This is a genomic window from Enterobacter sp. KB-221C9 (assembly GCF_041320715.1).
Taxonomy (GTDB): Bacteria; Pseudomonadota; Gammaproteobacteria; order Enterobacterales; family Enterobacteriaceae; genus Enterobacter; species Enterobacter asburiae_D.
On the sequence record NZ_JBGIWG010000009.1, the window covers coordinates 1 to 21,064 of the forward strand.

At 56.5% G+C, this 21,064-nt stretch carries 18 protein-coding genes and 1 pseudogene; 10 read left to right on the top strand and 9 right to left on the bottom strand.

Going from position 1 to position 21,064, the window contains the following annotated elements; all coding sequences use genetic code 11:
- Together AB8846_RS14430 and AB8846_RS14435 are read left to right on the top strand one after the other, a co-directional pair.
- Positions 1–390 (top strand): annotated as a pseudogene (locus AB8846_RS14430) (hypothetical protein); the annotation flags it as partial.
- A gap of 221 nt (positions 391–611) precedes the next feature.
- Positions 612–1,091, top strand: coding sequence for an Hcp family type VI secretion system effector (locus AB8846_RS14435; RefSeq protein ID WP_370733001.1), 480 nt, complete (start codon positions 612–614; stop codon positions 1,089–1,091).
- Between the two features lie 48 nt (positions 1,092–1,139).
- On the opposite strand, the gene AB8846_RS14440 is transcribed toward AB8846_RS14435, so the two are convergent.
- Positions 1,140–2,327, bottom strand: a complete 1,188-nt coding sequence (locus AB8846_RS14440; RefSeq protein ID WP_370733002.1) for an MFS transporter — start codon at positions 2,325–2,327, stop codon at positions 1,140–1,142.
- 114 nt (positions 2,328–2,441) lie between these two features.
- On the opposite strand from AB8846_RS14440, the gene AB8846_RS14445 reads away from it, so the two are divergent.
- Both AB8846_RS14445 and AB8846_RS14450 read left to right on the top strand, forming a co-directional pair.
- Positions 2,442–3,398: an AraC family transcriptional regulator gene (locus AB8846_RS14445; protein ID WP_370733003.1), complete on the top strand. Its 957-nt coding sequence runs from the start codon at positions 2,442–2,444 to the stop codon at positions 3,396–3,398.
- Positions 3,399–3,500: 102 nt separating this feature from the next.
- The gene (locus AB8846_RS14450) at positions 3,501–5,186 is read left to right on the top strand and encodes an alpha,alpha-trehalase (RefSeq protein WP_370733004.1); all 1,686 of its coding nucleotides are present in this window, start codon (positions 3,501–3,503) and stop codon (positions 5,184–5,186) included.
- Positions 5,187–5,250: 64 nt separating this feature from the next.
- Here AB8846_RS14450 and AB8846_RS14455 read toward each other — a convergent pair whose 3' ends face one another.
- Both AB8846_RS14455 and AB8846_RS14460 read right to left on the bottom strand, forming a co-directional pair.
- A complete protein-coding gene (locus AB8846_RS14455) occupies positions 5,251–7,353 on the bottom strand; it encodes a TonB-dependent siderophore receptor (protein ID WP_370733005.1) in 2,103 nt (700 codons plus the stop codon).
- A gap of 112 nt (positions 7,354–7,465) precedes the next feature.
- The gene (locus AB8846_RS14460; RefSeq protein ID WP_008502662.1) at positions 7,466–7,720 is read right to left on the bottom strand and encodes a GlsB/YeaQ/YmgE family stress response membrane protein; all 255 of its coding nucleotides are present in this window, start codon (positions 7,718–7,720) and stop codon (positions 7,466–7,468) included.
- A gap of 208 nt (positions 7,721–7,928) precedes the next feature.
- On the opposite strand from AB8846_RS14460, the gene AB8846_RS14465 reads away from it, so the two are divergent.
- Positions 7,929–8,660, top strand: coding sequence for a flagellar brake protein (locus tag AB8846_RS14465; protein ID WP_370733006.1), 732 nt, complete (start codon positions 7,929–7,931; stop codon positions 8,658–8,660).
- Positions 8,661–8,698: 38 nt separating this feature from the next.
- Here AB8846_RS14465 and emtA read toward each other — a convergent pair whose 3' ends face one another.
- Positions 8,699–9,310 (bottom strand): membrane-bound lytic murein transglycosylase EmtA, encoded by a 612-nt coding sequence (gene emtA, locus AB8846_RS14470; RefSeq protein ID WP_063143839.1) that lies wholly within the window; start codon positions 9,308–9,310, stop codon positions 8,699–8,701.
- 107 nt (positions 9,311–9,417) lie between these two features.
- Here emtA and ldcA point away from each other — a divergent pair, with 107 nt between their 5' ends.
- Both ldcA and AB8846_RS14480 read left to right on the top strand, forming a co-directional pair.
- Positions 9,418–10,332: a muramoyltetrapeptide carboxypeptidase gene (gene ldcA, locus AB8846_RS14475; protein ID WP_370733007.1), complete on the top strand. Its 915-nt coding sequence runs from the start codon at positions 9,418–9,420 to the stop codon at positions 10,330–10,332.
- A gap of 97 nt (positions 10,333–10,429) precedes the next feature.
- The gene (locus AB8846_RS14480; protein WP_063143837.1) at positions 10,430–12,163 is read left to right on the top strand and encodes a potassium/proton antiporter; all 1,734 of its coding nucleotides are present in this window, start codon (positions 10,430–10,432) and stop codon (positions 12,161–12,163) included.
- Between the two features lie 97 nt (positions 12,164–12,260).
- Here the strand turns inward: AB8846_RS14480 and dadX are convergent, their stop codons facing one another.
- Both dadX and AB8846_RS14490 read right to left on the bottom strand, forming a co-directional pair.
- Positions 12,261–13,331, bottom strand: a complete 1,071-nt coding sequence (dadX, locus tag AB8846_RS14485) for a catabolic alanine racemase DadX (protein WP_370733008.1) — start codon at positions 13,329–13,331, stop codon at positions 12,261–12,263.
- Between the two features lie 9 nt (positions 13,332–13,340).
- Complete coding sequence (locus tag AB8846_RS14490) at positions 13,341–14,639, bottom strand: D-amino acid dehydrogenase (RefSeq protein WP_063143835.1); 1,299 nt, start codon at positions 14,637–14,639, stop codon at positions 13,341–13,343.
- Between the two features lie 321 nt (positions 14,640–14,960).
- Between AB8846_RS14490 and AB8846_RS14495 the strand changes: the two genes are divergently transcribed.
- Complete coding sequence (locus tag AB8846_RS14495) at positions 14,961–16,493, top strand: SpoVR family protein (protein ID WP_023293929.1); 1,533 nt, start codon at positions 14,961–14,963, stop codon at positions 16,491–16,493.
- Between the two features lie 116 nt (positions 16,494–16,609).
- On the opposite strand, the gene fadR is transcribed toward AB8846_RS14495, so the two are convergent.
- Positions 16,610–17,329 carry a fatty acid metabolism transcriptional regulator FadR gene (fadR, locus tag AB8846_RS14500; protein WP_063143834.1) on the bottom strand — a complete coding sequence of 240 codons (720 nt, stop codon included), beginning with the start codon at positions 17,327–17,329 and terminating at the stop codon, positions 16,610–16,612.
- Positions 17,330–17,530: 201 nt separating this feature from the next.
- Between fadR and nhaB the strand changes: the two genes are divergently transcribed.
- Both nhaB and dsbB read left to right on the top strand, forming a co-directional pair.
- Positions 17,531–19,069, top strand: coding sequence for a Na(+)/H(+) antiporter NhaB (nhaB, locus tag AB8846_RS14505; protein ID WP_370733009.1), 1,539 nt, complete (start codon positions 17,531–17,533; stop codon positions 19,067–19,069).
- 143 nt (positions 19,070–19,212) lie between these two features.
- On the top strand, positions 19,213–19,743 hold the full coding sequence (dsbB, locus tag AB8846_RS14510; protein WP_063143832.1) for a disulfide bond formation protein DsbB: 531 nt from the start codon (positions 19,213–19,215) through the stop codon (positions 19,741–19,743).
- Positions 19,744–19,868: 125 nt separating this feature from the next.
- Here the strand turns inward: dsbB and AB8846_RS14515 are convergent, their stop codons facing one another.
- Positions 19,869–20,309 carry a YcgN family cysteine cluster protein gene (locus AB8846_RS14515; RefSeq protein ID WP_024909872.1) on the bottom strand — a complete coding sequence of 147 codons (441 nt, stop codon included), beginning with the start codon at positions 20,307–20,309 and terminating at the stop codon, positions 19,869–19,871.
- 93 nt (positions 20,310–20,402) lie between these two features.
- Positions 20,403–21,062 carry a fumarylacetoacetate hydrolase family protein gene (locus AB8846_RS14520; protein WP_032658472.1) on the bottom strand — a complete coding sequence of 220 codons (660 nt, stop codon included), beginning with the start codon at positions 21,060–21,062 and terminating at the stop codon, positions 20,403–20,405.
- Positions 21,063–21,064 lie beyond the last annotated feature (2 nt).

Sequence of the window (21,064 nt, forward strand, 5' to 3'; positions counted from 1 at the left end):
AGATATATCCTCGAAAAACTCACACCTTTTACATCCAACTATTCAGTTAGAGTGATATCTAAAAATGGTTTAATTTATGCCGTAGCATCCTATATCTGTTATGGCAATAAAATGAATACAGCCGTTCAAAATGCTTTAATGAAAAAAATTGCGAACAAAGCAGGCTGGGGTCTGGCGGCGTTAAATGCTTATGCGATTGTTCAGCATGCCGCAGATAGCGCAAATAACCTGAAAAATTACTGTCCACAATTTTACCATGCACTATATATGGAAAATCTCGAAATGATGTACTTTCTGGTAGAACCTGCAATAATGAAATCTGGTTATCTTAATATAAACACTGCATCTTCTCATGAAATTATTGATGCTTTGAACGCGATGATGAAATAATGTGGGAATCCATAAGTAAATTTCTCAAGCAATTTTTTAAAAGCTTTATTCAAGATATCATCAACGATATTATAGGTTATGGGATAGCATTATTTATTCTCATTCTTGCCATGCTAGTCGTGACTTATATCGAAGATGACCTGACTGCGATGAGAATCATTGGCGTCATTGTGCTCGTCGTTTACTCAATTGTCTTTTTTTACCAAGGAAAGGAATGAAATATGTCTACACCGGCACATATATGGTTTACTGACGAAAATAATGCTCCCGTATTAGGCGAGTGTTTAATGCCTACAAGATTGGGCTCTACCGAACTCAAATCGTTTAATCACTCCGTCTGGATCCCCACCAGTTCCAACACGGGAAAACTGACGGGGACACGCCTTCATGTTCCCATTACCTTTGAAAAAGAAATAGACCGCATCACACCCTATTTATTTCGTGCTGTATGTACAGGCAAAACATTCAAATCTGCATTAATCAAAATGTATAAAATTGATGACACCGGTATTGAGCGCGAATACTTCAATATCACTCTGGAAAACGTAAAGATAACGAGGATATCGCCAGTATTGCACCCGCTCGGTATCGCAAGTACGCATATGGAAGAAGTCGAACTTCGCTATGAATCGATTGAATGGAAATATTGTGACGGGAACATCATGTTTAAAGACACATGGAATGAAAGAGCGGTAGCATAGAACAATGGACATCCGTTAAGTCCCTCTCCCAAAGGAGAGGGAAAGCACTCACTCCGCCTTAACCTTCACACCCATAAACACAATCACCATCGCCGTGACCAGCAGGAAACCGCTTCCCGCGAATACGCCGCTGGCGCCGTTGAGGTCAAATACCGCCCCGCCCCCGGCCGCACCGGCGCTGATTGCCAGCTGAATTGAGGCCACCAGCAGCCCTCCTGCACTTTCGGCTTCATCCGGAACGGTGGTAGCAAGCCAGGTTGACCAGCCCACCGGAACCAGACCAAAGGCAAAGCCCCACAGCGCGACCAGGAACCCGTCCAGCATAGCCAGATGACCAAACGCCACCATCGTTAGCGCGAGAACGCCCATCGCGAACGGCACCAGCGCCAGCGTCAGGCGCAGATTACGTGCCAGCAGATGCCCGGCAACGGAGGTACCGACAAAGTTGGCCAGTCCAAAGCCGAGCAGGATCAGCGAAATGGTCTCAACGCTCGCCTGACCCACCGTTTCCAGGAACGGACGCAGGTAGGTAAAGAAGGCAAAATGGCCGCTGAAGATCAGGATGGTCGCCAGCATGCCGCCGATCATCCCCGGACGACGCAGGACGCGGAACAGCGTACTCAGGCTGCCGCTGCTCTCCGGCTTCATGGACGGCAGTACCCAGAGCTGCCACAGCAGCGCCAGCATGCTCGGCAGGATGCAGAGAACAAAGACGTTGCGCCAGCCGATCAGGCTGCCCAGATAGCTGCCGAGCGGCGCCGCGACCACCGTGGCAATCGATACGCTGGAGAAGATCACCGCCAGCGCCTTCGGTACTTTATCCGCCGGAACCAGACGCATCGTCGTCGCCGTCGACATCGCCCAGAATCCCCCGATGGCTACGCCCAGCAGCAGACGCCCCATCAGCAACACGTGCAGAGTCGGCGCAAAGGCCACCAGCAGGCTGGAGATAATTTGCAGGACCGAGAAAAACATCAGCACCCAGCGGCGGTCGATGCTTTTGGTCGCAGGGGTAATCAGCAGTCCAGTCACCAGCGCCACCAGCGCGGTGGCGGTGACGGCCTGTCCGGCCATTCCCTCACTCACGCCCAGGCTCGCGGCCATCGGCGTTAACAAACTGGCGGGAAGAAATTCTGCCGTAATTAACCCAAATACCCCCAGCCCCAGTGAATAGACGGCCCGCCAGGCGGGTTTTGCAGGCGTTACCGCCTCGCTCGCCGCGACACATGAATTCATCTGTTTTCTCCCGTTATAGAAATGTGACAACTGTCGCAAAAGCATAGAAGGTTCACCCTGGACGATCTATGACATATAATCTCCACTTATTGATTATTCGTCCGGAGTTGCGCCATGACCGTACAGTCACCCGATTTGATCAGCGAGCTTTTACGCGGCATGCGCCTGTCAGGAGTGAAATACCGGCGGATTGAAGCCAGCTCGCCGTTTGGCGTCGCGTTCCACCACGCACCCGGTAAAGCGCAGTTTCATTTCGTGAGCCACGGCAGCGCCCTGCTGCGAATGGAGAGCGGTGCGGCCTTTCAGCTGAGCAGCGGTGACGCCCTGTTTATTCCAGGCGGCAATTCCCATGCCCTGCTCTCCGACGAGCGGGCCACCACTACCCCGGTCAGCGCCTTTCCCAGCGAACCGATTTGCAGCTCGGTCTGCGCCATCACCTGCGAGCCCTGCCCGGAAAGCGAGAACACCATCATCTTTAGCGGGTGCATGGATTTTGAGCTGGGCGGGATGCAGCCGCTAATTAAGGCGATGCCGGAAGTGATGATGGTCAGCCGGCTGATGTCCACCTGGCCGGAGATCCACCCGCTGCTGGCGGCGATGGAGCGGGAATCCGTGGCGCGTCAGGCCGGGTACGCCGGGATCCTTGCGCGCCTGGCCGACGTGGTAGCGGCGTTAATCGTGCGCGGCTGGGTTGAAGGCGGCTGTGGTAAAGCTACCGGCTGGGTGCAGGTTCTGCGCGACCCTCGCCTGAGCCGGGCCATTTACGCCATGCACCAGCAGCCCGGCCTGAACTGGAGCGTGGCGGATCTGGCAAAAGAAGCGGGCACGTCCCGTTCCGTGTTCGCCGAACGGTTTCTGGCCGCAACGGGAACGACCCCGGCAAAATATCTCAGCGAGCTGAGGATGCGGCTGGCCATCCAGTACATTCGCCACGAAAATCAGCCGATTGAAACCGTCGCGCTGCGGCTGGGATACGGCTCTCTGGCGGCATTTAGCCGGGCATTTAAGCGCATTATTGGACATGCGCCGGGCACGCTGCGGGAAGCCAGCCAGACGCCGGAAGAGGTCTGAATGGCCAGCAATATTTAACGCGAAGCGGGCAATATTCGTCTAAGGTTTTCAGGTGATTGACAACAGCGGTCACGCTGTTTAGTGAAGACAGGAGACGAACTGATGATAAGACCTCGTACACTACGCCCCGCGTTCTTGCCCCTTGCGTTAGGAGGCGCGCTGCTCGGCGTAACGACTTTCGGTTATGCCGACGATAGTCCCGCAGCCCAGACAACCTCACCCGATATTTTGCTGGGCCCTCTGTTTAATGATGTGCAAAGCGCCAAACTGTTTCCCGATCAGAAAACCTTCGCTGATGCCGTCCCCAAAAGCGACCCGCTGATGATTCTGGCGGACTATCGGATGCAGCACACGCAGTCCAGCTTTGACTTACGCCACTTTGTCGAGATGAACTTTACGCTCCCTGCGGAAGGGGAAAAATATGTTCCGCCTGCTGGACAAAGTTTACGTGAGCACATTGACGATCTCTGGCCCGTACTGACGCGCACCACGGATAAAGCCAGCAACAAATGGGATTCCCTGCTGCCGTTACCCAAACCTTACGTTGTGCCCGGCGGACGTTTCCGCGAGGTCTACTACTGGGACAGCTATTTCACCATGCTGGGCCTGGCAGAGAGCAACCACTGGGACAAAATCAGCGACATGGTGGATAACTTTGCGTATGAGATTGACACCTTCGGCCACATTCCCAACGGCAACCGCAGCTATTACCTGAGCCGATCCCAGCCGCCATTCTTCTCGCTGATGGTGGAACTGCTGGCAACGCACGATAGCGATGCGCTGAAGAAGTATCGTCCGCAGATGGAGAAAGAGTATGCCTACTGGATGGACGGCGTCGAAGCCCTTCAGCCGGGGCAGGCTAACAAACGCGTGGTGAAGCTGGATGACGGCGCTGTCCTCAACCGCTACTGGGACGACCGCGATACCCCGCGCCCGGAGTCCTGGCTTGACGATGTGAATACCGCGAAAAGTAACCCTAACCGACCTGCGACCGAAATCTACCGCGATCTGCGCTCCGCTGCGGCTTCAGGCTGGGACTTTAGCTCCCGATGGATGGACGACCCGCAAAAGCTCGGCACCATCCGGACCACCAGCATTGTCCCCGTGGACCTGAACGCCCTGATGTTCAAGATGGAAAAACTGCTGGCGCGGGCAGGCCAGGAGAGTGGCGACGCCGCCAGCGCAAGCAAATACGAGGCGCTGGCTACGGCGCGTCAGAAAGCCATCGAGAGCCACCTGTGGAATGATAAAGAGGGCTGGTACGCGGATTACGATCTGAAGAGCAAGAAAGTACGCAATCAGCTCACGGCGGCAGCCCTGTTCCCGCTTTACGTGAAGGCGGCGGCGCAGGAGCGGGCCGATAAAGTCGCCGCGGCAACCTCATCTCGCCTGTTGAAACCGGGCGGTATTGCGACCACCACCGTCAATAGCGGCCAGCAGTGGGATGCGCCAAACGGCTGGGCCCCGCTGCAATGGGTGGCCGCGGAAGGTCTGCAGAATTACGGGCAAGAGAAGGTCTCGATGGATGTGACCTGGCGCTTCCTGAAGAACGTTCAGCATACTTACGATAGGGAAAAGAAACTGGTCGAGAAATATGACGTGTCGACAACCGGTACGGGCGGCGGCGGCGGCGAGTATCCGCTGCAGGACGGCTTCGGCTGGAGCAACGGCGTGACGCTGAAAATGCTGGATCGGGTCTGCCCGAAAGCAAAACCGTGCGACAGCGTGCCGGAGAACCAGCCTGCGGCGAATGATGAGGCTGCGCCGGTGAAAGCTGCGGCGCAGTAAAGCAGTATTGCCGGGTGGCGGCTTCGCCTTACCCGGCCTACATTTTGAACTCACAGGGAGTTACTTAGAAACTGTAACTCGCCCCTAGCTGATACGTCCTGTCACGCCCAATCCAGCAGTTGGTCGCGTCGTAGCAGGTCAGCGTCTCTTTATTGGTGATGTTCTGCGCGCTGGCCTTAAGCGTTAGCCCCGCCAGCGAGGGCAGGATTTCGCCCATCCGGTAGGAAGCCGCCAGATCGTACTGCGTCGTGCCGCCCAGTTTACCCGTATCGTTTGCCGGAGAGATTTCCATCGGCCCGATGTAGCGTGCGCCCGCACCCAGCATCAGTCCTTTCAGCGGCGTGTTGTCAAAGGTGTAATCCCCCCAGAGGTTGAAGGCATTCTCCGGGACCTGCGTTGGACGTTTACCTTTGTACTTGTCATCTTCCCGGTTGATCGCGTGGGTGTACGCATAGTTGGCAATCAGCGTCAGGTTGTCCGTCGGGCGGCTGATGGCGGAGAGCTCTGCCCCTTTAGACTCCACTTCCCCGGTCTGTCGATAGTTCAGGAAGCCCGGATCGGAGGTGACGACATTTTTCTGACGAATGTTAAACACCGAGGCGGTAAAGGTGGTGGCGTAGTCGGCCAGCAGATATTTCACCCCGCCTTCCACCTGCTTGCTGGTGGTCGGCTTAACGTCTTTCGCCACGAGCGTTCCCTGCGGTGATACCGGTGCAAAACCTTCTGAGTAGCTGATAAATGGCGAAATCCCGTTATCGAAGGCGTAAAGCGCGCCCAGGCGTTTGGTGACGCGATCCTGCGATACCCAGGCTTTATCACCGTTTTGCAGGTAGTTGGTGGTGACGGAGCGGTAATCGTCGTAGCGCAGGCTGCCCAGCAGGTTGAGGCCGCCAAACTCTACCTGATCCTGTAAGTAATAGCCGTTCTGCTGATAGCTGAGGCGGTTTTTCTGGGCGGTATACAGCCCAAGAGCGCTATCGTCGATCTGCGAATAGTCAGGATGGCGCATATCAATGCCCGGCGTGGCCGACGCGTAGCGATAGTGGAAGTGGGAGTTCAGCTTCTGATAGTCAAACCCGGCCAGCAGATGGTGTTTCCAGTCGCCCAGCGCAACGGTTTTGGTCACCTGGTTGTCGATGTTGAAGCTCTTAAGGTCTTCATCGGTGGTGTAAGCAAAGCGGTTGAGCTGATACACCTCGCTTCCCGCCCCTGTCGCGTAGACGCTGCGCTGGTGGGTATCGACGTCGAAATAGCGCGCCTTCTGGTTAAAGCCCCAGCCGCTGTCAAATTCATGTTCAAAGCTGTAGCCCAGCATCCACTGACGCTGCTTAAACCCGCTCCATTCGTCTCCGGCATAATCGCGCTTGCCCGCGTATTTTGAGCGCAGGTAAGCGAGCGGCAACGGGTTAGACGGCGTCAGGCTCGGGGTGTTTTGCGCCAGCGCGTCCAGGGTGAGGCGCGTTTTGCTGTCCGGTTGCCAGGTGACGGACGGCGCAACCAGGTAGTTCTCATACCGGGTGGTGTGCGGCTGATCGTCGTTTTCCGTGGCTTTGCCCAGCAGACGGTAGTTCCAGTCGCTGTCGGCAATCTGCCCGGTTGAATCGAGATAGCCCTCTTTCAGATTACGGTTTCCGGTGTTAACGCCGATCTCGGTTCGGGCTTCCCGCTGCGGTTTTTTACTTTGAATATTCACCAGCCCGCCCGGCGAACCGCCGCCGTAGAGGACCGATGAGGGGCCTTTCAGGATATCCACGCTGTCAATCAGCAGCGGATCGATACGCGCTTTGGTATTGCCGGTGACGTTATAGGGCAGCTGCAGCCCGTTGTAGAACTCCTGGTCGACGGTAAAGCCACGAATTTTATATTCGCTCATGTAGGAGGTATTCCCCCGCACCTCGGTTGAGACGCCTGGGGCATAGCGCAGGATTTCATTCACCGAATTCGCGTAACGCTTTTCAATTTCCGGCGCAGAGAGGGTCGTGATGACCTGCGGCGTTTTACTTTCGGCAACGGCCGATTTCGTGGCGCTGTTCGTCCAGGCCGGCAGCGCGCTGCCCTGCTCTGAGCCCGTGACGACGATGGTGGATTCTTCGGCGAACGCCGGGACCTGCAATGCCAGCGTAATGGCGCCTGCCAGGGCGCAAAGCGTAAAGCGTGAGCTATTCATAATGTCGTCTTATTATTGGATGCAATACGGAACGACAATTATTATCATTTAGATTAACAAATCAATACTCAGACAAAAAAACGGCCCTCCGCAGAGAGCCGTTTATGAAATTTTATGCTCGTCGCAGCAACCTGAATATGCCCAGCACCACAATGGCACCCACGACAGCGACCAGAAAACTGTGCAGGTCGAAACCACTTATGTTGCCTCCAAAGCCAAACATCGTCGCCAGCCAGCCGCCCACAACCGCACCAACGACCCCGAGTACACAGGTCAAAATAAAGCCGCCGCCATCGTTTCCCGGCATGATCAGTTTAGCGATAGCCCCGGCAATAAGACCAAAGATAATCCAGGCGATGATACCCATAGCGATGCCCTCTTGCAGGTTTAACGCGTGCGCAGAAAACCTTCTGCACAACTAGCTTAAGTATAGGTCATCGCCGGAAAACCATTTTCATCTCACCGACTTATCTTTGCCTAAACAGGCAAAAAAAACTCACCGGTTTGTATTAAGTTTCATTGCAGATTGCCGATAACGCTAAGACAGTCTGTCATCAATCAAGGAGCCATCCGGCGTGAGTCATTACAGTGAGCAGTTCCTCAAGCAAAATCCGCTGGCTGTATTAGGGGTATTACGCGACCTGCAAAAAGGTGAAGTGCCGCTGCGCATCAGCTGGTCGAATAATCAGTTCATCAGCAAGATCCTTGACGCCTCGCAGGAGCGGCTGGTGATTGATTTAGGCAGTCAGGAGTATGAAAACCGCGCGGCGCTGAAAGCGGAAAATGTCGCGGTAATGGCCGAAACGCAGGGCGCCAAAGTGGAGTTTGTCCTGTCGCGGCTGGAAATGAGCGAATACCAGGGACTCCCTGCTTTTGCTACCCCGCTTCCTACTAACCTCTGGTTTGTCCAGCGTCGTGAATATTTCCGCATCAGCGCCCCGCTCCATCCCGCCTATTTTTGTAAGGCCAAAATGCCGGACAAAAAAGAGATCCGCTTCCGCCTCTTCGACCTGTCGCTGGGCGGCATGGGCGCACTGATGGATACGCCGAAACCCGACGGACTGGTAGAGGGCATGCGTTTTTCGCAAATTGAGCTGGATATGGGGGGCTGGGGTCGCTTTTATTTCGATGCACAGCTGATTGCCATCAGCGACCGCACCGTCGTGGACAGTAAAAATGAAACCATCACCACGCCGCGTCTGAGCTTCCGTTTCCTGAACGTCGGGCCCGGCGCAGAGCGCGAGCTTCAGCGCATCATCTATTCGCTGGAGCGGGAGGCGCGGGAACGCGCAAATAAAGTTCTGTAAGGGAAATCGGGCAGCGTGACCGCCGCCCGTCTGAGGCATTACATGGCATCCATCGCTTTCTGTACTTTCCAGATATAACGAGGCGCCTGTGGTGCCGGGTGATTTTTCGCCACATGTTCAAAGAACTCGTCTTTGTCCATGCCGTTAATCTCTTCTATCGCCTCTTTGCGGTCAGAGGAGAAGGTTCTGAGCAACGCGCCGGCACCGTTAACGTAAGACACCACCAGCGCGTACTGCATCACCTCCGGATCCTTAATGCCCTTCAGCACGCCATGCTCCATTATGCTCAGGTAGGCGGTGCCCATTGATATGTTGCGTTCCGGGTTTTTCAGCTCGCTGGTCGACGGCTGGCCGCTCCAGCCCATATAGCGATAAACCTCTTTCCCCGCCGTGGACGCTTTAAGCTGCATCAGGCCCACCGCGTTGGATTTGCTGACAAGCGCAGGATTTCCGCCGGACTCTACCGCAATGATCGCCGTGATGAGACGCGGGCTGACGCCCCAGGCCTTCCCGGCTTGTTCACTGATCGGCATCCACTGCATGGCCCGTTTCACCGGCACTTCCGGGTTCCAGGGTGGGTTTTGATAATCATGTTTTGAACTACAGCCAGCAAGCAACACAATCAAAAAAGCAAACCATCTCAATTTCACGTCATCTATCCTTATAGCCGGTCATCGCGGTGCGCCGCCTCTTGAAGCAGGCGGCGTATAAGCGGCATGATATAGACAATTAGTTTCTCATTCAGCAAGGAATTGCCATGTCTCAGTTTCATCTCATCGCGCCGTCGGGCTACTGCATTAACCAGGACGCGGCGCAGCGGGGCGTTCAGCGTTTGCTGGAGTCGGGTCATCAGGTAGAAAATCAGACGATTATCCCCCGCCGCCAGCAGCGTTTTGCCGGTACCGAAGCGCAGAGGCTGAATGATATCAATAGTCTGGTGAACCTGACGGGCGAAAACCGGATCGTGCTTGCGGTGCGCGGCGGGTACGGTGCGAGCCGGCTGCTGGAGAGCATTGACTGGCAGGCGCTGGCGCTGCGCCAGCAGCACGATCCCCTGCTGATTTGCGGCCACAGCGATTTCACCGTCATCCAGCTCGGGCTGCTGGCCCTGCATAACGTTATCACCTTCAGCGGTCCGATGCTGGCCGGCAACTTCGGCGCACCGGAGCTGGATGCGTTTACCGTGGAACATTTCTGGCGCGCGCTGCGTAACCCCACCTACAGCGTGGAGTGGCAGGGCAATGGACCGCACTGGGAGTGTGAAGGCCAGCTCTGGGGCGGTAACCTGGCGATGCTGGTCTCGCTTATCGGCACGCCGTGGATGCCGCAAATCGAGGACGGCATTCTGGTGCTGGAAGATATCAACGAACATCCGTTCCGCGTCGAGCGCATGCTCTTGCAGCTTTATCATGCCGGTATTCTTGAACGCCAGTCCGCGATTGTGCTGGGCAGCTTCAGCGGCTCTGCTCCGAATGACTATGACGCGGGTTACACCCTTGAGACCATGGTCAACTTCGTTCGCTCGCGGCTGGATATTCCGGTCATCACCGGTCTGGATTTCGGCCATGAGCAGCGAACCGTGACCCTGGCGCTCGGGGCGCACGCCGCCCTGATCCACAATGATTCCGGCACTAGGCTGACCATTAGCGGCCATCCTGTCATAAAGGCATAAAAAAGCCGTTATACCCCCTTAATAAAACGCTGTTGCCGTTGTTAATATGTTAGGGTTTTAGTAACAGCGTTAACATTGAGGTGGGAGTAAGAGAACATTGGATGCCGCAGCGATAATCAGCCTTTTCATTTTGGGTTCCGTCCTTGTAACCAGCAGTATTTTATTAAGTTCATTTTCATCGCGTCTCGGCATACCTATTCTTGTCATTTTCCTCGCCATCGGCATGCTCGCCGGCATTGATGGCATTGGCGGTATCCCATTCGATAACTACCCTTTTGCCTACATGGTGAGTAACCTCGCGCTGGCGGTGATCCTGCTGGACGGCGGGATGCGCACTCAGGCGAGCTCCTTCCGCGTGGCGTTAGGGCCTGCGCTGTCGCTCGCCACGGTCGGCGTGTTGATTACCTCTGGCCTCACCGGGATGATGGCCGCGTGGCTTTTCCATCTCAATATCATGGAAGGTTTGCTGATTGGCGCCATCGTGGGCTCAACCGATGCGGCAGCGGTGTTTTCCCTGCTCGGCGGAAAAGGGCTTAACGAACGCGTCGGCTCCACCCTTGAGATTGAATCCGGCAGTAACGATCCGATGGCGGTTTTTCTCACCATCACACTGATTGAGATGATCCAGCAGCACGAGACGGGCCTGAGCTGGATGTTTGCGTGGCATATCCTGCAGCAGTTCGGGCTGGGGATTGTTATCGGCCTCGCGGGGGGATACCTGTTACAGCAGATGATCAACCGCATCTCGCTGCCTGCGGGGCTTTACCCCCTGCTGGCGCTGAGCGGCGGGATTCTCATTTTTGGCGTCACCACCGCGCTGGACGGCAGCGGCATTCTCGCCGTCTACCTCTGCGGGTTCCTGATGGGCAACCGCCCTATTCGCAACCGGCATGCCATTTTGCAGAACTTTGACGGTCTGGCCTGGCTGGCGCAGATCGGCATGTTCCTGGTGCTGGGCCTGCTGGTTACGCCATCGGATCTGCTGCCGATCGCCGTTCCGGCGCTGCTGCTGTCCGCGTGGATGATCTTCTTCGCCCGTCCGCTGTCGGTATTTGCAGGCCTGCTGCCGTTTCGCGGCTTCAACCTGCGCGAGCGGATCTTTATCAGCTGGGTGGGCCTGCGCGGTGCGGTGCCGATTATCCTTGCGGTGTTCCCAATGATGGCCGGTCTGGATAACGCGCGGCTGTTCTTTAACGTGGCGTTCTTCGTGGTGCTGATTTCACTGCTGTTCCAGGGCACCTCGCTCGGGTGGGCGGCGAAAAAAGCCAAAGTCGTGGTGCCTCCCGTGGGCTGGCCGGTCTCCCGCGTGGGGCTCGACATTCACCCGGAGAACCCGTGGGAACAGTTTGTCTATCAGCTGAGCGCCGACAAATGGTGCGTGGGGGCCTCGCTGCGCGATTTGCACATGCCGGCCGAAACGCGCATTGCCGCCCTGTTCCGCGATAATGTCCTGCTGCACCCTACCGGCAGCACCCGCCTGCGCGAAGGGGATATTCTCTGCGTCATTGGCCGCGAGCGCGACCTGCCCGCGCTGGGCAAGCTGTTCAGCCAGTCGCCTCCGGTGGCGCTGGACCAGCGTTTCTTCGGCGATTTTATTCTGGAAGCCAGCGCCAAGTTTGCCGATGTGGCGCTGATTTACGGCCTGGATGAAGGGCTGGAGTACCGCGACAAGCAGCAAACGTTAGGGGAAATCATTCAGCAACTGCTGGGGGCGGCCCCCGTCGTCGGCGACCAGGTAGAGTTCGCCGGGATGATCTGGACGGTTGCGGAGAAAGAAGATAACGCGGTCAGAAAAGTCGGCGTCAGGCCGATGGAAGAGGAAACGGAGTAGCGGTTTTTTTGCCGGGTGGCGGCTTCGCCTTACCCGGCCTACAAAACCCTCGAACGTAGGTCGGGTAAGCGTGAGCGCCACCCGACACAAGCATTCGTTACACCGTCACAACCGGCACTCTCGGCGCCAGCGCGCACATTAATTCATACCCCACCGTGCCCGCCGCGGCAGCCACGTCATCAATCTTAACTTCGTTACCCCACAGCTCGACCGGCGAACCGATGCCTGCCTGCGGGCATGGCGTCAGGTCAACGGCCAGCATATCCATTGATACGGTGCCCACCGTTCCGGTGCGAACCCCATCGACCCAGACCGGCGTGCCGGTCGGCGCGATGCGCGGGTAGCCGTCGGCATAGCCGCCTGCCACGATGCCAATCCGCTGCTCGCCCTGTGCCCGGTAGCGGCTGCCGTAGCCCACCGTGTCACCGGCCTTCAGCGTCTGCACGCCAATGATCTCACTGCGCAGGGTCATCACCGGCTTCAGGCCGCTGTTGGCGATATCCTGCCACTGGCCTGAGGGAGATGCCCCGTACAGAACAATCCCCGGACGCACCCAGTTATAGTGCGCCTCGGGATGCCACAGCGTGGCCGCCGAGTTCGACAGCGAGCGCGGGCAGTCCAGCCCCTCTGCCGCCTGCTCGATGCGCACCATGGCATCGGCAATTCCGTCGGTTTTTTCCGCGTCGGCAAAATGCGCCATCAGCGTCATTTCGCCCACGTTCTTCATGCCGCGCAGCTGCTGCCAGACCGTATGCACCCGCTCAGGCTGGAAGCCCAGGCGGTTCATGCCGCTGTTGACCTTGAGATAGATATCCAGCGGAGCATGGAGCTTCGCATCCTGAATCGCCTTAATCTGCCAGTTGCTGTGAACGCTGGTGGTCAGACGGTACTTGTCCAGCAGCGGCAGATCGTCCGCGTGGAAGAAGCCCTCCAGCAGCAGGATGGGCCCTTTCCAGCCGCGCTCGCGCAGCAGGATGGCCTCTTCCAGATTCAGCAGCGCAAAGCCGTCGGTCGCGCTCAGCGCGCTCCAGATACGATCGATGCCGTGGCCGTAGGCATTCGCTTTCACCACCGACCAGACGCGCGAACCGGGTGCCGCCCGACGAACAATTTGCAGATTATCCTTCAGGGCCTGCAGGTTCAGCTGGGCCAGAACAGGACGGGACATGACAGCTCCTTAGTTATGCGCGCCGTGCAGATGCTGTGGACGCGAAGGCGTAAACCCCGATTGATAGCGTGCTGCGCTTAAATCGTCAAACGGAATTGCCGGCGTGCGCCCGGAAATCAGGTCGCTCAGCAGCTGGCCCGATCCGCAGGCCATCGTCCAGCCAAGCGTGCCGTGTCCGGTATTGGTCCACAGGTTTTTATACGGCGTGCGGCCCACGATCGGCGTGCCGTCCGGGGTCATTGGACGCAGGCCGGTCCAGAACGTCGCCTGCTCAACAAAACCTCCGCGCGGGAAGAGATCGCCCACCACCATCTCCAGCGTTTCACGACGCGGCTGCAGCAGTTCGGTGTTGAAGCCGACAATTTCCGCCATGCCGCCTACGCGAATACGGTTATCGAAGCGGGTAATGGCGATTTTGTAGGTTTCATCCAGAATGGTCGACACCGGCGCGCCGCTCTCTTCTTTCACCGGAATGGTCAGCGAGTAGCCCTTCAGCGGGTAAACAGGAATGTCGAGAATGCCTTTCAGCATGGCGGTGGAGTACGAACCAAACGCCATCACGTAGGCATCGGCTTTGATCACCTCGTCGCCGCACTTCACGCCGTAAATTTTTTCCCCTTCCGACAGCAGCTTGTCGACAGAGGTGTTGAAGCGGAACTTCACCCCCGCCTGCTCGCACATTTGCGCCAGACGTTGCGTAAAGAGCTGGCAGTCGCCGGTTTCGTCATTCGGCAGGCGCAGGCCGCCCGTCAGCTTATGCGCCACTTCCGCGAGCGCCGGTTCAACCTGGCCAAGCTGGCTGGCTTCCAGGAGCTGGTACGGTACGCCGGCATCCTCCAGCACGGCGATATCGCGGGTGGCATTTTCGTACTGTTGCTCGGTGCGGAACAGCTGTAACGTCCCGCCCTGACGGCCTTCATACTCAATCCCCGTCGACGCGCGCAGCGCTTTCAGACAGTCGCGGCTGTATTCCGCCAGGCGCACCATGCGCCCTTTGTTCTCCATGTAGTGGCGGGTGTCGCAGTTGCGCAGCATCTGCCACATCCACTTCAGCTGGAACTGCGTGCCGTCAAGGCTGATGGCCAGCGGCGCATGGCGCTGGAACATCCATTTAATCGCTTTCAGCGGAACGCCCGGCGCAGCCCACGGTGCCGCATACCCCGGAGAGATTTGCCCGGCGTTCGCCGCGCTGGTTTCAAGCGCGGGACCGGATTCACGATCGATAACGGTTACGTCATGTCCCGCCTGACTTAAATACCAGGCGCTGGTTACCCCAACGACACCACTTCCCAGTATGACAACACGCATAGCCACTCCATTATGTGCAAAAGAACAATCTTCTAATTACAGATTGATAACCTAGTTGAAAATATTATTCAACATACGACTTTTTTATGGTGACTTACCTCACACATCCCCCAGCATCAGGGGATAGTGCTAATTTGGGATCTCCTGCTGCGCGTTATTTTTAACCAGTATAATATGCTGAGACACACCGTTTTTTTGCCGTATCAAAAACGCGAAATCGCAAAGAAAAAATTTCTGCCCCAGCACGCTTTTTAACACGTTGATCTATGCTTGAAAGGAGGCTCTCCAGACAGAGAGAGCACCCACAACGAGGGCGCGCTAATGGCTACTATTGATTCCCTGAACAAGGACAACACACGTCTGAGCGATGGACCCGACTGGACCTTCGAGCTGCTGGATGTTTACCTCGCCGAAATCGACCGGGTCGCAAAGCTGTATCGTCTGGATACCTATCCCCATCAGATTGAAGTCATTACGTCCGAACAGATGATGGACGCCTACTCCAGCGTCGGGATGCCGATTAACTATCCGCACTGGTCGTTTGGTAAAAAATTTATTGAAACCGAGCGGCTGTATAAGCACGGCCAGCAGGGGCTGGCGTATGAGATTGTCATTAACTCCAATCCGTGCATCGCCTATTTAATGGAAGAGAACACCATTACCATGCAGGCGCTGGTGATGGCGCACGCCTGCTACGGGCACAACTCATTTTTCAAGAATAACTACCTGTTCCGCAGCTGGACGGATGCCAGCTCCATCGTCGATTACCTGATCTTCGCCCGTAAATACATTACCGACTGCGAAGAGCGCTACGGCGTGGACGAAGTGGAAAAACTGCTCGACTCCTGCCATGCGCTGATGAACTACGGCGTGGATCGCTATAAACGCCCGCAGAAAATCTCTTTGCAGGAGGAGAAGGCCCGGCAGAAAAGCCGCGAAGAGTACCTGCAAAGCCAGGTGAACATGCTGTGGCGTACCCTGCCGAAGCGTGAAGAGGAAAAAACGATCGCCGAAGCGCGTCGCTATCCGTCCGAGCCGCAGGAAAACCTGCTCTATTTTATGGAGAAGAACGCCCCGCTGCTGGAGCCGTGGCAGCGTGAGATCCTGCGTATCGTGCGCAAGGTGAGCCAGTATTTCTACCCGCAAAAGCAGACGCAGGTCATGAACGAAGGCTGGGCGACCTTCTGGCACTACACCATTCTTAACCATCTGTACGACGAGGGGAAAGTTACCGAGCGGTTCATGATGGAATTCCTCCACAGCCATACCAACGTGGTGTTCCAGCCGCCCTACAACAGCCCGTGGTACAGCGGAATAAACCCGTATGCGCTTGGTTTTGCCATGTTCCAGGATATTAAGCGTATCTGCCAGTCGCCGACGGAAGAAGACAAGTACTGGTTCCCGGATATCGCCGGTTCCGACTGGCTGGAAACGCTGCACTTTGCGATGCGCGACTTTAAGGATGAGAGCTTCATCAGCCAGTTTATGTCGCCGAAGATCATGCGTGACTTCCGCTTCTTCACCGTGCTGGACGACGACCGCAACAACTATCTGGAGATTTCCGCGATCCATAACGAAGAGGGGTACCGTGAGATCCGCTCTCGCCTCTCTTCCCAGTACAACCTGAGCAATCTTGAACCGAATATTCAGGTCTGGAACGTCGATTTGCGCGGTGACCGCTCCCTGACGCTGCGTTATATCCCGCACAATCGGGCGCCGCTGGATAAAGGGCGTAAAGAGGTGCTGAAGCATGTGCATCGCCTGTGGGGCTTTGACGTGCAGCTGGAGCAGCAGAATGAAGACGGGAGCGTCGAGCTGCTGGAACGCTGCCCGGCGCGGTTGAATACGCTGTAGTGCCGCTTTTTTTGCCCGGTGGCGCTACGCTTACCGGGCCTACAAGACCCGTAGGTCGGGTAAGGCGCAGCCGCCACCCGACGAAAAAAAACCTCTCATAGGAGAGGTTTTTTCTTTTAGCGGGTCTGAATCGCTAAATCACCCGGCAGGGTTTTCTGCATACGGTGCCAGATTTCACCGGAATCATGACCGTAGCGGCGCACCGTCTCATAAACCTGATCGTGCAGGCCTTCGGTACAGAGCTTGCTCAGCTTATGGTAGAAGCCCAGCGCCAGGCTACGCGCTTCCGGGTTGGCAAAGTAGTGGCGGCCGATGCGGGTGTAAAGCCCTTTCATACCGTTGAGGATCAGGCCGTACACCGGGTTGCCGGAGGCAAACGCCAGGCCGCGAAACACGTTGTAATCGAGGGTGGCAAAGGAATCGGCATGATCTTCCACCTCGTTCGCGCTGGCCAGCACCGCAAGGGCGTCTTCCGGATGCTGACGGAAAGCGGTACGAATAAAGATCGTCGCGATGTTGGTGCGAACGGAGAGCAGATTATCAATGAGCTGCGGCACGCTTTCATGGTCGAGACGCGCCAGCGTTTCAAGAATGTTCAGCCCGGACGTTTCCCAGAAGTTGTTCACTTTCGTAGGTTTACCGTGCTGGATCGTCAGCCAGCCATCGCGCGCCAGCCGCTGGAGCACTTCACGCAGCGTGGTGCGAGTGACGCCAATCAGTTCAGAGAGTTCGCGTTCAGCCGGAAGGATGGACCCCGCAGGGAAACGATTATTCCAGATGCTTTCAATGATGTACTCTTCCGCGAAACCCGCCGGGCTCTGCGCCTTAATGACCATAGTGAGATTTCCATTACACAGCTTTAGCAAATTGGACTCATCATACCAGAGGCAGGCAGTGGCAGGTAGCACGGCAAAGAGAGAAAAGAGGGATCGCCGTTTCATTTTTGTGAAATTTACAATACAGCCTTATTCGCCTCCAGGCCGCGATTTTTGCGTATACTGATGTTTTGTTTTACTTGACGGGGAAGGACGTCTGTCGTGGAAATTTCTTTTGGGCGCGCGCTGTGGCGCAACTTTTTAGGCCAGTCTCCGGACTGGTACAAACTTATACTTCTGGTGTTCCTGGTCGTTAACCCCCTCCTCTTTAGCGTAAACCCGTTCATTGCCGGGTGGCTGCTGGTGGCGGAGTTTATCTTCACCCTGGCCATGGCGCTGAAATGTTATCCCCTGCTGCCGGGCGGATTGCTGGCGTTTGAGGCCGTCGTGATCGGCATGACCAGCGCCGAGCACGTCAAAGCAGAGCTGGCGTCAAATCTCGAAGTGCTACTGCTGCTGATCTTTATGGTGGCAGGCATCTACTTCATGAAACAGCTGCTGCTGTTTATCTTCACGCGCCTGCTGCTCAGCATTCCGTCAAAAATGTTCCTCTCGCTGGCGTTTTGCCTGGCGGCCGCCTTCCTGTCGGCCTTCCTGGATGCGCTGACGGTCGTCGCGGTGGTGATAAGCGTAGCGGTTGGCTTTTACGGTATTTATCACCGCGTGGCCTCCTCTCGCCCGGGTGAGGATTTGCAGGATGACAGCCACGTCGATGCGCATAATCGTGACGTACTGGAACAGTTTCGCGCCTTCCTGCGCAGCCTGATGATGCATGCTGGCGTCGGTACCGCGCTGGGGGGCGTGATGACCATGGTCGGCGAGCCGCAAAACCTGATCATTGCCAAAGCGGCGGGCTGGCACTTCGGTGAGTTCTTCCTGAGAATGGCGCCGGTGAGCGTACCGGTGCTGTTCTGCGGTCTGGCGACCTGTCTGCTGGTGGAGAAGTTTCGCCTCTTTGGCTACGGGGCGCAGCTCCCTGAGCCGGTTCGTCAGGAGCTGCATAAATTCGATCTGCAAAGCCGACGCCAGCGCACGCGCCAGGAGACGCTACGGCTGATTGCGCAGGGGATCATCGGCGTCTGGCTTATCGCGGCGCTGGCGTTCCATCTTGCCGAAGTGGGGCTGATTGGCCTGTCGGTCATTATTCTCGCCACCACCTTTACCGGCGTGACGGACGAACATGCCATCGGCAAGGCGTTTACCGAAGCCCTGCCGTTTACCGCCCTGCTGGCGGTGTTCTTTGCCGTCGTGGCCGTGATTATCGACCAGCACCTGTTCGCGCCGATCATTGCCTTTGTATTACGGGCGTCACCGGATGCTCAGCTGTCGCTGTTTTATCTGTTTAACGGCCTGCTCTCGTCGATCTCAGATAACGTCTTCGTCGGGACGGTTTACATCAACGAGGCTAAAGCCGCGATGGAGCAAGGCGTCATCAGCGCCGGACAGTTTGAGCTGCTGGCCGTGGCAATCAATACCGGCACCAACCTGCCGTCGGTGGCGACGCCAAATGGCCAGGCCGCCTTCCTGTTCCTGCTGACCTCCGCCCTCGCGCCACTCATACGACTTTCTTATGGCAGGATGGTCTGGATGGCGCTGCCCTACACGCTGGTGCTGACGATCGTGGGATTGCTTTGCGTCAAAATTACCCTTATTCCCTGTACGCAATGGTTGATACAAGCGGGTATACTTGCGGCGCAGTAAACTATGCATCTCGGGCAGTTCGCTGCCCGTTTGCCTTTTCGCACGATAAACATCCAATTACGTTTTATTTCGTCAGGTACAGGTGGCGCGAAAAACGAATTCGTTTACACTGCGCTTTCTAAGCATGTTCCAGGGAAATGATTATGTTGAGATTTTTAAACCAGTGCTCCCGCGGTCGCGGAGCGTGGTTGTTAATGGCCCTGACCGCCTTTGCGCTGGAAATGGTCGCGCTGTGGTTCCAGCATGTAATGGGACTGAAACCTTGCGTGCTTTGTATTTATGAACGCTGCGCGCTGTTCGGCATCATGGGTGCGGGCCTGGTCGGCGCAATTGCCCCAAAATCGCCGCTTCGCTATGCCGGTATTGCCATCTGGATCTACAGCGCCTGGAAAGGGATTGAACTCTCCTGGCAGCACACCATGATGCAATTGCATCCGTCACCGTTTATGACCTGTGATTTTGCCGCCCGCTTCCCGACCTGGCTGCCGCTGGACAAATGGCTGCCGCAGGTGTTTGTCGCATCCGGTGACTGCTCCGTTCGTCAGTGGGAATTCCTGACGCTGGAGATGCCGCAGTGGCTGGTGGGCATTTTTGCCGCCTACTTCGTCGTGGCGCTGCTGGTGCTGATCGCCCAGCCGTTCAAACCGAAGAAACGCGATCTTTTTGGAAGGTAAAAGCAAAACGGCAACCTCGGTTGCCGTTTTTAGTGTTTGCGCCCTCTCCCGTGGGAGAGGGTTGGGGTGAGGGCATCAGGCCGCACAAACACAATAAAAAACCCGCCTCGGCGGGTTTTTTAATCTCAACGGGTTGGGTGGTTCATGATGTGGTCTTCCCAGTCACGCACCTCGGACTCTTTCACCGCAATGTGGCGCACGGAGATACGCTCGCCGTGCATCGCCGCTTTTGAACCGGTTAACAGCGGATGCCAGTCAGGCAGACCTTTCCCTTCCGCCAGCAGGCGATACGCGCAGGTATGCGGCAGCCATTCAAACGTCGGCAGATTATCCCGGGTTAGCTTGATGCAGTCCGGCTCAAATTCAAACCGGCGCTCATAGTTGCGGCACTGGCAGGTTTTAATGTTTAGCTGCTTGCAGGCAACGTTGGTGAAGTAGATTTCGTCCGTATCTTCATCCATCAGCTTGTGCAGGCAGCACTGCCCGCAGCCGTCGCACAATGATTCCCATTCCGCGTCAGTCATGTCGTCGAGAGTTTTGCTTTGCCAGAAAGGGATGTCGTTCATCAGGATGTCCACACGTCAAAAGAAAGCGCACCTTATAACGAGTCTGGCACGTTGTTGCAAGTTTTGCCGCCCTCTTCAGGCGGCAAGATGGGGTTACAGCACGCGGGTTTTCAGCGACAGGCCGTTAAAACCGACCTCAAGCTCGTCACCGCTGAGCAGCGGGCCAACACCTTCTGGGGTTCCGGTCAGGATCACATCGCCCGGTTTCAGGGTAAAGAAGCGGCTCATGTAGGCGATCAGGGGCACAATCTTGTGGATCATGTCCGCGGTGGTGCCCTGCTGGCGGATTTCGCCGTTAATCTTCAGGCTAAGCGGGGTGTCCTGCGGATCGCCGGTAAATTCGCTCACCGGCACAAACGCCGAGATGGGGCAGGAATTATCAAACCCTTTGGCCTTTTCCCACGGCTGCCCTGCTTTCTTCATTTTGCCCTGCACGTCACGCAGCGTGAGATCCAGCGCCACGCCGTAACCGGCAATCGCTTTCTGAACATGTTCTTCTGAGGCCTGGCGCAGCGTCGCGCCGATCAGCACGGCGAGCTCAACTTCGTGATGCACCGAGCCCAGCCCCTGCGGCAGCGCCAGCGGCTGGCGGATATCACAAAGCGCCGTTTCAGGCTTAATGAACAGGACCGGCTCTTCTGGCGTCGCGCTGCCCATCTCCTGAATATGTTTTGCATAGTTGCTGCCCACGCAAACCACTTTGCTGACGGGATAATCCAGTAATGCACCTTGCCAGTTATGATGTTGATACATGG